Annotated in this window: 15 protein-coding genes and 1 riboswitch; of the genes, 13 read left to right on the top strand and 2 right to left on the bottom strand. The window is 51.8% G+C overall.

What is annotated here, in order from left to right; translation table 11 throughout:
* Positions 1-133: 133 nt before the first annotated feature.
* Positions 134-544, top strand: coding sequence for a VOC family protein (locus BMX45_RS26980; RefSeq protein WP_090913380.1), 411 nt, complete (start codon positions 134-136; stop codon positions 542-544).
* A gap of 177 nt (positions 545-721) precedes the next feature.
* Complete coding sequence (locus tag BMX45_RS26975; protein ID WP_254778287.1) at positions 722-1,138, top strand: MarR family winged helix-turn-helix transcriptional regulator; 417 nt, start codon at positions 722-724, stop codon at positions 1,136-1,138.
* 61 nt (positions 1,139-1,199) lie between these two features.
* Here BMX45_RS26975 and BMX45_RS26970 read toward each other — a convergent pair whose 3' ends face one another.
* Together BMX45_RS26970 and cls are read right to left on the bottom strand one after the other, a co-directional pair.
* The gene (locus BMX45_RS26970) at positions 1,200-1,604 is read right to left on the bottom strand and encodes a VOC family protein (RefSeq protein WP_090913377.1); all 405 of its coding nucleotides are present in this window, start codon (positions 1,602-1,604) and stop codon (positions 1,200-1,202) included.
* A 123-nt stretch (positions 1,605-1,727) separates the two neighbouring features.
* The gene (gene cls, locus BMX45_RS26965) at positions 1,728-3,176 is read right to left on the bottom strand and encodes a cardiolipin synthase (protein WP_090913375.1); all 1,449 of its coding nucleotides are present in this window, start codon (positions 3,174-3,176) and stop codon (positions 1,728-1,730) included.
* Positions 3,177-3,399: 223 nt separating this feature from the next.
* Here cls and BMX45_RS26960 point away from each other — a divergent pair, with 223 nt between their 5' ends.
* The 11 genes from BMX45_RS26960 to BMX45_RS26910 all read left to right on the top strand — a co-directional run bounded on the left by BMX45_RS26960 (position 3,400) and on the right by BMX45_RS26910 (position 13,358).
* Positions 3,400-4,479 (top strand): AI-2E family transporter, encoded by a 1,080-nt coding sequence (locus BMX45_RS26960; protein ID WP_009589554.1) that lies wholly within the window; start codon positions 3,400-3,402, stop codon positions 4,477-4,479.
* A gap of 246 nt (positions 4,480-4,725) precedes the next feature.
* Positions 4,726-5,679, top strand: a complete 954-nt coding sequence (locus BMX45_RS26955) for a ring-cleaving dioxygenase (RefSeq protein WP_090913373.1) — start codon at positions 4,726-4,728, stop codon at positions 5,677-5,679.
* Complete coding sequence (locus BMX45_RS26950; protein WP_090913371.1) at positions 5,676-6,287, top strand: flavin reductase family protein; 612 nt, start codon at positions 5,676-5,678, stop codon at positions 6,285-6,287. Before BMX45_RS26955 ends, BMX45_RS26950 begins: the two co-directional genes overlap by 4 nt.
* A gap of 182 nt (positions 6,288-6,469) precedes the next feature.
* A complete protein-coding gene (locus BMX45_RS26945; RefSeq protein WP_090913369.1) occupies positions 6,470-7,213 on the top strand; it encodes an SDR family NAD(P)-dependent oxidoreductase in 744 nt (247 codons plus the stop codon).
* A 368-nt stretch (positions 7,214-7,581) separates the two neighbouring features.
* A riboswitch (cyclic di-AMP (ydaO/yuaA leader) is annotated at positions 7,582-7,728 on the top strand.
* Positions 7,729-8,116: 388 nt separating this feature from the next.
* The gene (gene ehuB / locus BMX45_RS26940; protein ID WP_254778295.1) at positions 8,117-8,938 is read left to right on the top strand and encodes an ectoine/hydroxyectoine ABC transporter substrate-binding protein EhuB; all 822 of its coding nucleotides are present in this window, start codon (positions 8,117-8,119) and stop codon (positions 8,936-8,938) included.
* 1 nt (position 8,939) lies between these two features.
* Positions 8,940-9,593, top strand: a complete 654-nt coding sequence (gene ehuC, locus BMX45_RS26935; protein WP_090913366.1) for an ectoine/hydroxyectoine ABC transporter permease subunit EhuC — start codon at positions 8,940-8,942, stop codon at positions 9,591-9,593.
* A 3-nt stretch (positions 9,594-9,596) separates the two neighbouring features.
* On the top strand, positions 9,597-10,259 hold the full coding sequence (ehuD, locus tag BMX45_RS26930) for an ectoine/hydroxyectoine ABC transporter permease subunit EhuD (protein ID WP_090913364.1): 663 nt from the start codon (positions 9,597-9,599) through the stop codon (positions 10,257-10,259).
* Positions 10,260-10,271: 12 nt separating this feature from the next.
* Positions 10,272-11,123, top strand: coding sequence for an ectoine/hydroxyectoine ABC transporter ATP-binding protein EhuA (gene ehuA / locus BMX45_RS26925; RefSeq protein ID WP_090913361.1), 852 nt, complete (start codon positions 10,272-10,274; stop codon positions 11,121-11,123).
* 24 nt (positions 11,124-11,147) lie between these two features.
* Entirely contained in the window at positions 11,148-11,660 is a 513-nt protein-coding gene (gene ectA, locus BMX45_RS26920; protein ID WP_090913358.1) for a diaminobutyrate acetyltransferase, read from the top strand.
* 16 nt (positions 11,661-11,676) lie between these two features.
* A complete protein-coding gene (gene ectB, locus BMX45_RS26915; RefSeq protein ID WP_090913356.1) occupies positions 11,677-12,969 on the top strand; it encodes a diaminobutyrate--2-oxoglutarate transaminase in 1,293 nt (430 codons plus the stop codon).
* Complete coding sequence (locus tag BMX45_RS26910; protein WP_090913354.1) at positions 12,966-13,358, top strand: ectoine synthase; 393 nt, start codon at positions 12,966-12,968, stop codon at positions 13,356-13,358. Before ectB ends, BMX45_RS26910 begins: the two co-directional genes overlap by 4 nt.
* Positions 13,359-13,361 lie beyond the last annotated feature (3 nt).

Genomic DNA, 13,361 nt, shown 5'->3' with positions numbered 1-13,361 from the left:
AGCGGAGGCCATTTTGACGGATGTGTTTCTCACGGAATTGGACGAATAATGGCTTGAACATAGCAAGCGAAAAGAAATGCCATACGGCTGCACATGCTAAGATGAATCTATCAAATGGATGAGGTGATCGTAGATGGCATTGAAAATCGATAATATTTTTGTGAATCTTCCGGTTAAGGATCTGGAGAAAACGAAAGACTTTTTCTCGAAAATCGGTTTTGAGTTTAATGAGCAGTTTACGGATAAGAATGCGGCCTGCCTGGTCATAGGCGATAACATCTTTGCCATGCTGCTCACCGAGGATTATTTCAAGACGTTCACCAAGAAAGATCTGTCGAATGCGGCCAACACAACGGAAGTGATTCTGGCGCTATCGGCAGAAAGCCGGGAGCAGGTGGATGACATCGTGAACGCTGCGCTGGCTGCTGGAGGATCGCCTTCCAACGACCCGGTGGATCACGGTTTTATGTACGGATGGAGCTTCCAGGATCCGGACGGACATCTATGGGAAGTCATGTACATGGATCAGAGCCAAGTTGAATAAAGCAGCGTTATCCTAAGCAGGATCGCAACCTGAACGACATATTCTAATAGAATGAAGCGGCAGATGACTCCATGAGATGGGGGGAACTGCCGCTTTACTTTTATTTGAAAATCCATTATATTTGTATGTGCAAACAATAAACTAACAAGATGAACTTCAGCGAAAGAGGTAACCGTTATGCTCAATACGTATATCAAGGAATGCCTTTACTTTACAGCCAGTCGTCTCAGCCGGGTCATTACCAAGATGGCCGAAGACGAGTTTGCCGCAAGCGGATTGTCGCCTACGTATGCATATCTGCTTATGGCTGTATATGAGAAGGAAGGGATCTCGCAGAAGGAATTAGGCGAAATTCTTCACCTCCAGCCATCCACCGTAACCCGACTGGTTGAGAAGCTGGCCGTTAAAGGGCTGGTATACAATCGGGTGGAAGGAAGGATGTCGCTGATCTACGCGACCGATAAAGGAAAGGCTCTTGAGAAAGTAATACACGAGTGCTGGAACAATCTGCGTAGTCGATACGGAGATGTTTTAGGCAATGCCGAAGGGGGGATGAACTATCCCTGCGCCTATACGAGGTCAGCGATCGATTAGAGAATAAGGACTGAACGCAAAAAAGGCCCTTCAAGCCAAACTTGAAGGGCCTTTTCTAAGATTACTTGGCTTGAACTTCCGTCGTGACCTGCCATAATACGCCGAACTTGTCTTCCAGCAACCCGAACAGGGCTCCCCAGAATTGAGTCTTCAGCGCATCAATCACCTTGCCGCCCTCGGCCAAGCGGTCAAAAGCTTTATGGGCTTCGGCATCGCTCTCAAACGACAGGCTCAGATGAATCCCGTTCCCACGCTCCAGGGTTTGGAAGATCGAGTCCGACATAAAGATCGGGATTCCTCCGGCTACCAGACTCAGATGCATGACCTTGTCCTTCAATTCTTCCTTGGTTCCGGGAACCTCGCCATGGGTTTGCACGGATAAGATTTCCCCTCCCAGTGCTTGGGTATAAAATTCAGCCTGCGATTTTGCATCCTCAGAGAAAATATACGGTGTCAGTTTAGCCACGTTCAACATCCTTCCCAGGTTTCAATATGATGGATTCGTTTTCCTTGGTTTTAGTATAAACGGTCTCTGGCCCTCGCATTTCTTCTGGATTGCTAAATGATACGGCAGCGTCTCGGGGTTGTCCTATAGAATAGGCGACAGCAGGCGGGAGATGGACTCCTTGAACTTGATCCATCGTGAACGCTCCAGATACTGCTTCATCGTAAGCTGGCTGGATACCCGCAGATCCTGGTGGAAGATGTGGGTCAACTGTTTCGATAACTGTTCATCGTACAGGAATGCGTTCACTTCGAAATTCAGCTTGAAGCTTCGAACGTCGATATTCGCCGTGCCCACGGATGAAATCTTCTCATCGATGATGATCGTCTTGGCATGAATAAAGCCATTATTGTAGAGATACACATTAGCCCCGGTGCCCAGCATTTCCCCGATATAAGATAAGGTAGCCCAATACACGAAGGGATGGTCCGGTTTATCCGGAATCATCAGATGCACCTCGACGCCGGAAAGCGCCGCAATGCGCAGCGCATCCAGGAGGCTGGCGTCCGGGATAAAATAAGGGGTCTGAATATGAATCGATTTCTTGGCGGACGAAATCATTTTGATATAACCGTTCTTGATGTGTTCATATCGGGAATCCGGACCGCTGGTGACAATCTGAATCCCGACATTGCCGGGCGAATTGATCTTGGGAAACAGATTCGATTCGTAAGTGATATCGTTATGATGGGAAGCCTGATTCCAGTCCAGAATGAAGCGAACCTGCATCGCATAAACGGCCTCGCCTTGGATGCGCAGATGGGTGTCCCGCCAGTACCCGAACCTGGAGTTGAGGCCCAGGTATTCGTCCCCGACGTTGAAACCGCCGACATACCCGATATTGCCGTCGATGATCGCCAGCTTTCGGTGATTCCGGTAATTCAGCCGCAGGTTAATGAAGCGCAGCTTGGACGGGAAGAAGGCCTCGGCTTCTCCACCGGCTTCGCGGAATGCCTTGAAGAAGCCTTTGGTTAGTTGACGCGAGCCCAGCTCATCGTATAGAACCCGGACCTTCACGCCTTCATTAGCCTTTTGGGTCAACAGGGAGATTAGCTTCTTGCCAAGCTCGTCGCGACGGATAATGTAGTACTGAATATGTATATAGTCTTTGGCTTCCTCGATATCCTGAAACAACCTTTCAAACTTCCTGCGTCCATCCGTAAAAATTTCAACATGGTTGTCGTCCGTAAGGATCGCCTGATTCTCATTGATATGCATATGGATCAAATCGCTGCTGTCCGCCGCCGCTTGATTGGTAAACGGGTATTCGCCGTTGTTCATCCCTTCCATTTGGGACAGCAATACTTTCTCGATGCCGGTTTTCTGCAGATCGTCCCAATGAAAGAGACGGATTCTTCTTAAATTCTGGGCGAACAGCAAGTACAGCACAAAGCCCAGAATTGGGATAAAGGACAGTACCAGCAGCCATGCCCAGGTGGAGCCGGCATCCCGCCGTTCCCTGAAAACCACGAACATGGAGAACACGATATTCAGAACGATGATGAGACCAAGAATGATGGATGTAACATGCATGTTTATGATATCCTCCTACACTATAGCCTTGCCCTAGCAATCCTTCATATTATACGTGAGGCGTTAGAAGAAGTATAGATCGGCGGCATGGAGTGAAACCGAAAGGTCGTAAAACGTTGGCGGCTAGAATTAGGCCTCTCGCAACGAATATAGAAGGGGCCATTTGAAACCGTACTCGTTGTCATGATACGATGGTGAAAAAATAGGAGAAGGGGCATGCTTTTTGCTGAAAATGAACAAGTTTTTCAAATTGTGTCTTGCCGTGATCCTGGTGCTGACCATCATTTATTTGGGATCGCTGGTGGATTTTATATTCAGACCCGTACTTTCGTTCTTCTCCATCATCCTCGTGCCGTTGATGCTGTCAGGATTCTTCTATTACCTGCTCAGACCGCTGGTTGATCTCCTCGAAAAACGCAAGCTAAATCGCTCGCTGGCCATCCTGCTCCTGTATGTCGTGTTCGCGGGCATCCTTACCGGCTTTATCCTGGGGGTATGGCCATCACTGCGCGATCAGATCGTGGCTCTCGTACAGAACGCTCCAGCCTTGTTTGCCAAGCTTGGCGAGCAGCTTCAGGAATTGGAGAATAACGGCTTTTTCCAGGACATTTTTCCGGAGAACGCCAACCCGCTTACACAGCTCACCGATTATTTGAATCAAGGCTTCACGTTCCTGACGAATTATATTATGAATCTGTTCTCGTTCGTGTCGAATTTTGCCATCGTATTGTTTACGTTTCCGATTCTCCTGTATTACATGCTGAAGGAGGGCGGGAAATTCGGGAAGATGGTGGTCAGCTTTTTGCCTGACCGATTCAAGGGCGAGGGAGCCTCGGTGCTGGATGAAATCAACAATGCACTCAAAGGCTTTATCGTAGGCCGGGTTCTCGTCAATTTGGCGCTGGGGGTTCTGATGTATATCGGATTCCTGATTATCGGCCTGCCTTATGCGCTGCTGTTGACGGTCGTGGCGGTCATCGCGAATTTCATACCGTTTATCGGCGCCATTCTGTCCTCGATCCCGATCGTGATTATCGGCTTTATTCAGTCCCCGGGAACCGCGATCTGGTCTCTTGTCGTCATTCTGGCGGCCCAGCAGATTCAGGATAACCTGATAGGTCCGTATATTTTCGGCAAACAGCTGGCGATCCATCCCATTACCATCATTATCCTGGTACTGGTGGGGCAGGATCTTGGCGGCATTATCGGAATACTGCTGATCGTACCGATCTATATGATCATTAAAATTATCGTAACCAGAGTGTACCAGCTGTTCTTTAAGGAGAAATGGCAAAAAGCCTAAGCGTGGGATAGGGAGGCGGCCTTTAGCCGCATAATAAAGCCGCCCAAGAGCGAGGAATCGTTCTTGGGCGGCTTTTTATATATTTGGGGTGCACAGGAGCTTGACAATGATAAGAAAATCCTATAATCTTAAATTAAAGATATTAAAATTAAAGATTATTTATGATTTATGGCTCATCCATCATGCAAAACGGATTATGAACGGAAATAACGGGTTTCGACACGAATGGTGAGGGAGAGATGGGATATGACATTACATACGGCAGGCATTCATCATATTACCGCTTATGCGCAAGATCCGCAGAAGAACGTTGATTTTTATACAGGCGTGCTGGGACTCAGAATGGTAAAGAAAACCGTGAATTACGATGCGCCCGAGGTATATCATCTGTATTTCGGGGATGAGGGAGGACAACCCGGAACGATCATCACTTTCTTCCCTTCCTCTGCTTCGCGAAGAGGGCTGCGTGGAGGAGGACAGGCAGGATATACGACCTTTGCCGTTCCTGTAGGGGCCCTGCCTTATTGGGAACAGCGGCTGCGGAGCTTTGGCGTTCCCGTCATGAAGGCTTTCCGGTTTAACGAACAATATCTTCAATTCTCCGATCGGGACGGACTTTCGCTAGAGTTGGTGGAGCGGGAAGACGGTCCGAATAACGGCTGGTCCGTGGACGATATAACACCGGCTACAGCGATTAAGGGATTCGGCGGCGCGGTTCTGTTCAGCAGCAAATGGGAGGAGACGAAGAAGGCGCTGGAGAATGTCATGGGACTGACCTATATTGGGGAGGACGTCAATTATGCCCGGTTTCAAGCTGCGGGCCTCTTCGGCAACGTGATTGATCTGCCGATGCGGGATATCCCTTTGGGAGCCGGAGGTGCCGGAACGACCCATCATATCGCATGGCGGGCTCAAGATGATGAGGAGCACGGCAAATGGCATGAATGGGTGAAGGAGCAGGGATTTCACCCTACGGATATCAGGAACCGGAACTATTTCAAAGCGTTATATTTCAGGGAACGTGGTGGGATCCTGTTTGAGATCGCAACCGATCCGCCCGGATTTACGGTGGACGAAGACCTGAACTCGCTGGGGGAACAATTAAAGCTTCCTGCCTGGTTCGAACCGGAGCGTGCCCGAATCGAGCAGGGGTTGGAGCCTATACTAATCAAAAATACAGGAGAGGGGCAACTCAAGTGATATCCATTGACCCGAATACCCAAAGCGAACGGGACACATACAAGCTGTTGATCGGAAGCGTCGTTCCGCGTCCGGTCGCTTTCGTAACGACATTATCGGCGGATGGCGTGCTGAATGCGGCGCCGTTCAGTTACTTTTCCATTGTGTCGAGCAATCCCCCTTTGCTGTCGGTTTCCGTTCAGCGAAAGAACGGTGCACCCAAGGATACGGCGAGAAATGCCATGCAGAGCGGCGAACTTGTCATCCACATCGTGGACGAAGATACCGTTGCAGCCGTGAACGAAACGGCGGCGAACCTGCCTCCGGACGAAAGTGAGCTTGACCGAACCCGTTTAACCCCGGTCGTTAGTGACGTTGTTAAGGTTCCCGGCGTTCTGGAATCCAAGATCCGCATGGAATGCGTGCTGGAGCAGGTCGTCACGTTGGATGGCGCGGATCAGCTGCCTGCCGCTGATCTATTGATTGCCCGCGTCGTCCGATTTCACGTGTCCGAGGAGCTCTACGAGCATGGCCGGATCGACGCATCGAAGTTGAAACCTGTGAGCCGCATGGCAGGAAATATCTATTCGACCCTGGGAGAGATGTTTACGATGGAGCGGCCGGTCTGATAGGGCTTGAGCTTGAATAGGGTTATTGCTTAGCGACTATTTTTAGCGAACATTCTTTTTCGTCGATAGGTTGCTGGTCATTCAGTAGGAAACGGGGGATTGGAATATCATGGTCGGTATTTGCCCATTCTACATGAATGGATAGCCGGTTGATGAATTTACAACATAGGAGTGATCAACGCATGAAATTTGATTCCAAGGTTGTCATTGTGACGGGGGGCGCCAGCGGGATTGGCGAAGCGGCAGTCAGACTTTTTGCAAAAGAGGGAGCCAAGGTCGTTATCGCGGATTATTCCGACCAGGGCCAAGCGGTTTCCGACGAATTGAGAGGAGTCGGCTTCGAAGCGCTGTTCGTCAAAACGGATGTAACCCAAGAGCAGGAAGTCGCAAAAATGGTGGATCAGACGGTGCAGCATTTTGGCCGTGTCGATGTATTGTTCGCCAATGCAGGCATTGCCCATGATGCTCCTGCCGATCAGTTAACGATGGATAACTGGCAGAGAACGATTGATATTAATCTGACAGGGGTCTTCCTGTGCGATAAGTATGTTATTCAGCAAATGCTGTCCCAAGGAACCGGAGGGGCAATCGTAAACTGCGGCTCGATCCATAGCCATGTCGGAAAAGCAGGGGTAACCGCCTATGCTTCGGCTAAGGGAGGCGTCAAGCTGTTAACCCAGTCGCTCAGCGCAGACTATGCCTCCAAAGGAATCCGAATCAATGCCGTGTGTCCGGGATATATCGATACGCCGCTGATCAAGGGAAGAACGGAAGCGATCACGCAGCACCTGGTCGGCCTTCATCCGATGGGCCGTTTGGGACAGCCGGAAGAAGTGGCCAAAGCGGTGTTGTTCCTTGCCAGTGAAGATGCCTCCTTCATTACGGGCACGAGCCTGCTGGTGGATGGCGGCTATACCGCAGTATGATGAGAAAAGCCCTGATGCTAAGCATCGAGGCTTTTTTTCAAGTCATTCCAGGCGTTGTTATCAGACTTATTTATGGAGTGTTTCAAAATTTTTTTTCGGTCCCGTATTTCATACGGGCAGACTGCCTAATCCGGGGCTCTTTCATGACATAAAACATATATGGCATGAACGATTTCCGCATGACCCGTCAAATGCCTGCTATATAGCGGAAAATGGAGCATGGATTCCATGACCAATCCGGTGTATGGACAGCCTTAAACAAGGTGTTCAAAAGGCTCGATATCCTCGTTGAAAAAACGGTATTTTTACTTCTGAATTTCCAGAAAAAGCGGTTAAAGGGGTTTGACTTTTCCTGTGCTTCCCTTTATCATGAACACACGCTTAGTTTCCGGCATACATATTCCGGAAAGCGGGGGAACCAGTTTCACCAGGGGCGAGTCACTTGGAATTCACGAGTGTAGGGTACCATCTTACCCGAGTCCGTCAGCTAACCTCGTCAGCAGTGGATGGGTCTTGCATACATAATGGATGTTCATACAAAAGGCCCTTTATTCTCTATAGGGGCCTTTTCTCTATTTTTTGACCCCCTGCTGGCGGAGCTATGTCTAGATCCCCTGTTTGGTGGTCTTTTTGCATTCAATTACAGAGGAGGGGCAACGTCTGCAAATGTGGAACGAATTGAATCGATCAGACGGCATGGGGGCAAAGCGTGCAAGGAAGCCGATGAATCATCTTCCCTGAAGCCTCGTCCCATGCACAGGTATCTGAATGTCTAAATATCCAAGTTAACACATGTGCTAACACGGATAAATTCGTCATGCCGTTTTTTTTAAGAAATTGAAAAGCTATTACGAAAGGTTGTGGAAGGTTTTGAAGAAAGTGGTTGTGCTGGTGTTGTCCGTGATGATGGTGGTATTGCTCGCGGCTTGCGGCGACAAAGGAAGTACGCTGGATCGAGCCATCGAGCAGGGATATATCACCGTAGGGTTTGCGAACGAGAAGCCGTATGCCTACAAAGAAGCCAATGGGGAGCTCACGGGCGAGGCGGTTGAGATTGCCCGCGTTATTCTGGAGCGTCTTGGCATCAAGGAGATGAGAGGGGAGCTAACGGAATTCGGTTCGCTGGTCGCCGGATTGCAGGCCGATCGGTTTGATCTGATCACGGCAGGCATGTTCATAAATCCGGACCGATGCTCTGCCGTCCTGTTCGCGAATCCGGAGTACAGCATCGGGGAAGCCCTTGCGGTAAAGCAAGGGAATCCGATGGAACTCGGAAGCTATGAGGACATTGCCAAGAATGAGCAGGCCAAGGTGGCCGTCATGACCGGCGCGGTCGAAATCGGCTACATGGAGAAGTCGGGCATTCCTGCGGACCGGATCGTACAGGTCCCTGACCAGGCTTCGGCGATCAGCGCCCTCCAGGCCGATCGGGTGCAGGCGATTACCATGACGGGGCCGTCCCTGCAGGCGATGCTGGATTCAGCCAGCGACGACAGCATCGAACGCGTGGATGATTTCGAGCAGCCGGTCATCGACGGCGAAAGCGTTCGCGGTTACGGGGCTACGGCTTTCCGCCAAGCGGATACCGAGTTCCAGGAGGCTTATAATGCAGAGCTTGAAAAGATGAAGGAGTCGGGCGAGCTGCTGGAAATTTTGCAAGCGTTCGGGTTTACGGAAGAAGAGCTCCCGGGTGAGATGACAGCCGCTGCGCTCTGCGGGGAATAGCATGCCGAATTCTTGGATCGATTTTCTTCCAACGCTGCTCAAAGGAGCAGAGATCACGATGATCGTCGCGTTCTTTTCAGCCATCCTGGCCATCGCGATGTCCTTTGCAGCCGGATTGTGCCGGCTGTCGAAGCTGTGGATCGTCCGCACGGCGACGGCCGTGTACGTCGAAATCTTTCGGGGAACCTCCTTGCTGGTGCAGCTCTTCTGGTTGTATTTTGCCCTTCCGTTCATCGGCATCGAGCTTCCGAAAATGCTGGCGGCGATTCTCGCGATCGGACTTAACTTCGGCGCGTACGGCTCCGAGATTGTTCGCAGCGCGGTGCTGGCCGTTCCGAAAGGACAGTGGGAAGCTGCCGTGGCGCTTAACATGAAGCCTTGGCAGAGGCTGTGGAACGTTATACTGCCCCAAGCGTCCCTGCGAATGCTTCCCCCGTTCGGGAATCAGCTTGTGGAACTCATCAAATCCACCTCGCTCGTTTATTTCATCACGATGGCGGATTTAACGTATCAGGCGATGGTGCTCCGCAACAATTACATCTCCTGGACGACTGAGATTCTGGTGCTTCTGCTCCTCATGTATTTTGTCATCGCCACGCTCGTCTCGATGGCGGTTCGACTGCTGGAGCGCAAACTGACCGCGGGGAGGCTGTAGCGGATGTGGGATTGGAAATATGTGTTTGAAATACTGCCGCAGCTTCTGAGTGCATTAAAAATGACGGTATGGGTCACGCTCTGTGCTTTTGTGGTGGCATTGATTATCGGACTGCTGCTTGCCTTTGCCGCGCGGAGTACATTTAAGCCCTTGTCGCTCATCACCAAAGGAATCATAGAATTTATTCGCAATACCCCCTTGCTGGTACAGGTGTTCTTTCTGTATTACAGCTTGCCGCTGCTGACGGGCATTTCGATTCCGGCCTTCTATGCGGGAGTCATCGGCCTGGGGCTGCATTACAGCACGTATCTGTCGGAGGTATACCGTTCCGGCATTGAAGGGGTGCCGAAAGGACAGTGGGAAGCCGCAACCGCACTGAACTACACGAAATCCCAGACCTGGCGGAGCATTATACTGCCGCAAGCGGTGCCGCCGATCATTCCGGTGCTGGGCAATTATTTGATTGTCATGTTTAAGGAAACGCCGATTCTATGCGCCATTACGCTGGTTGAGATGATGCTGACGGCCAAAAATATCGTGTCGCAATCATTTCGCGCTTTCGAACCGTACACGCTGGTCGGGATTCTGTTCCTGATCATCAGTTATATTGCGTCGTTGCTGGTGCAAAGGCTGGAGAAGCGTTTGAATTTGCAGCGTGGAAAATAAGGAGGGACTCTATTGAATGCCGTTGTAATCGATGAGCAGGCTGAAGAGGCGAAGAAGCCGGAGCGGGAAAGAAATCCCGTTACGGGCTCTCAGCCGATCGTAAAATATGCGGGCGTGACCAAGTCGTTTGGCGACCTGCAGGTGCTGAAGGGCATCGATCTGGAGATGAAGCCAGGAGAAAAGGTGGCCGTGATCGGACCGAGCGGATCGGGCAAAACGACGATGGGCCGAATGCTGATGACGCTGGAGGAACCGACCGAGGGAACCATCGAGATTGATGGCGAGCTGCTCTGGCATATGGAGGAGAAGGGCAAGCTGGTCCGGGCAAACGAGAAGCATCTGCATCGGATGCGATGCAACGTCGGCATGGTCTTCCAGCATTTCAATCTGTTCCCGCACATGAATGTGCTTCGCAACGTGACGGAAGCCCCGCGCAAGGTGCTGGGATTGTCCAAGGAAGAAGCGGAGGAGCGGGCCGTCACGATGCTGGGCAAGGTCGGTTTGGCCGATAAGCTGCAGATGCACCCGTCCAATCTGTCGGGAGGCCAGAAGCAGCGGGTCGCCATCGCCAGAGCGCTGGTCATGCGGCCGAAGGTGATGGTGTTTGACGAGGTAACCTCGGCGCTGGATCCTGAGCTGGTCGGCGAGGTACTGGAGGTGATCCGGGAAATCGCCGAAGAAGGCGAAATGGCCATGATGCTGATTACGCACGAGATGGATTTTGCGAAGGAAATCGCGGACCGGGTCATCTTCGGAGCCGACGGCAGAATCGTTGAGCAAGGAACACCCGAGGAAATATTCGATCATCCGAAGAGCGAGCGGCTGCAGAGCTTTCTGCAGCGGTTCCGCTCGAACGGAAATTAGTGCTGGAAAGAGGTGTTTATGTAGATGGCTGTGGATACCGGAACCGAAGTGGTTTACCGAAGACCGGAGGCGCGTGACGGCACCCGGGTGTGGAAGCTCATACGCGATACCGGATCGCTTGATCTGAACTCGCCTTATTGCTACATGCTGTTAGGGGATTACTTCAACGATACCTGCATGATCGCGGAGCATGAAGGAGACATCGTCGGTTTTATCTCCGCTTTCCGTTCTCCGCGCAATCCGGAGACGCTCTTTGTATGGCAGGTGGCGGTTGCAAGCTCCCACCGTAGGCAGGGGATTGCGAAGGCAATGCTTACCGGCCTCATGAACCAGAAGGCCTGCCATGGCGTCCGTTTCATCGAAACGACGGTATCGCCCAGCAATATGGCATCACGCCGATTGTTTCTCGGTTATGCCGAGGAGAAATCCATTCCGAGCACCGTAACGGTGGGTTATGGAGCAGAGATGTTTCCGGATGGTACGACACATGAAGATGAGCCGTTATTCGTGATTGGCCCCTTTTTCAATGACATTTAAACAAATGGAGGGAACTATGGACAACCAAGTCATGGAGAAACCGAAGCTTACCGTGTTTAACAAGCTGGAATCGGAAGTGAGAAGTTATTGCCGGAGCTTTCAGACGGTCTTTGACAAAGCCCGGAATGCCAAGCTGTGGGATACGCAGGGCAATGAATACATTGATTTTTTTGCCGGCGCCGGCGCCTTGAATTACGGGCACAACAATGAGAGGATTCGCGAAAAGCTGGTCGACTACATCCTGCAGGACGGCGTTACGCACAGCCTGGACATGGCTACGGGAGCGAAGGAAACGTTTCTGACCCGCTTTCAGGAGATTATCCTGAAGCCGCGCGGGTGGGATCACAAGGTGATGTTTCCCGGACCGACCGGCACCAATGCCGTGGAGGCCGCGCTCAAAATCGCCAGAAAAGTGACGGGGCGCAGCACCGTTCTGTGCTTTACGAATGCCTTTCACGGCATGTCGCTGGGATCGCTGGCGGTGACCGGCAATGCCTTCAAGCGCCAGGGCGCCGGCGTGGATCTGAGCCACTCGGTATTTATGCCGTATGACGGTTACTTTGGCAGCGACGTGGATACGATGGCATATATGGAGAAGCTTCTGGATGATCCGGGAAGCGGCATTCCGCTGCCGGCAGCGGTCATCGTCGAGGCGGTTCAGGGGGAAGGCGGATTGAACGCCGCCAGCCGCCAATGGCTGCAGAAGCTGGCGCGCATCTGCAAGGATAAGGGGATGCTGCTCATTCTGGACGATATCCAGATGGGCTGCGGCAGAACCGGTTCGTTCTTCAGCTTCGATGACGCGGACATCGAGCCGGACATCGTGTGCCTCTCGAAATCGATCGGCGGCTTCGGCTTGCCGATGGCCATCACGCTGATCAAGCCGGAGATCGACATCTGGGAGCCGGGAGAGCATAACGGCACCTTCCGGGGCAACAATCTCGGATTCGTTGCCGCTGCCGAAGCGCTGAGTTATTGGAAGACGGAGGATTTTCAGCTCGATATCGGCATTCGCGAACATCGGATTCGCCAATCGCTTGAAGACGTCGTGAGGGATTATCCCCGGCTTAAGGGCGAAATCCGCGGCAGGGGCATGATCCAGGGGGTAGCCTTTGATAAGCCGGAGCACGCAGGAAGGCTATCCGAAATCGCCTTTGAGCAAGGACTGATTATGGAAACGTCAGGACCGCATAGCGAAGTGGCCAAGCTGATGCCGCCGCTGACCATTGAAATGAACACGCTGGCAGAGGGATTGGGGATTTTTGAGAACAGCATGAAACAATTAGCGCAAGAGGAGAGGTTGTCATGATCGTTAAACATTTGGAAGAAATCGTGGATACGAAAGACGACATCGATACAACGACATGGAATTCGAGAAGGCTACTGCTGACCAGAGACGGCATGGGCTTCTCTCTTAACGACACCCTGATCAAGGCCGGAACGGAAACGCTGATCTGGTACAAAAACCACGTCGAGGCCGTGTACTGCATCGAGGGGGAGGGAGAAATCGAGGTTGTCGGCGGCGAGACCTATCCCATCACCCCTGGCATGATGTATGCGCTGGACGGACACGAGAAGCATTATTTGAGAGCCCGTTCGCAGATGCGGATGGTCTGCGTATTCAATCCGCCGCTAACCGGCGCGGAAGTTCACGATGAGGAAGGAACCTACCCGCTGCTTGCCCCCATTACGGACTAAGGA

Origin of the sequence: Paenibacillus sp. cl141a, from assembly GCF_900109305.1 — a bacterium.
Taxonomy (GTDB): domain Bacteria; phylum Bacillota; class Bacilli; order Paenibacillales; family Paenibacillaceae; genus Paenibacillus_AQ; species Paenibacillus_AQ lautus_A.
This window is presented reverse-complemented; position numbering and strand designations above follow the sequence as displayed.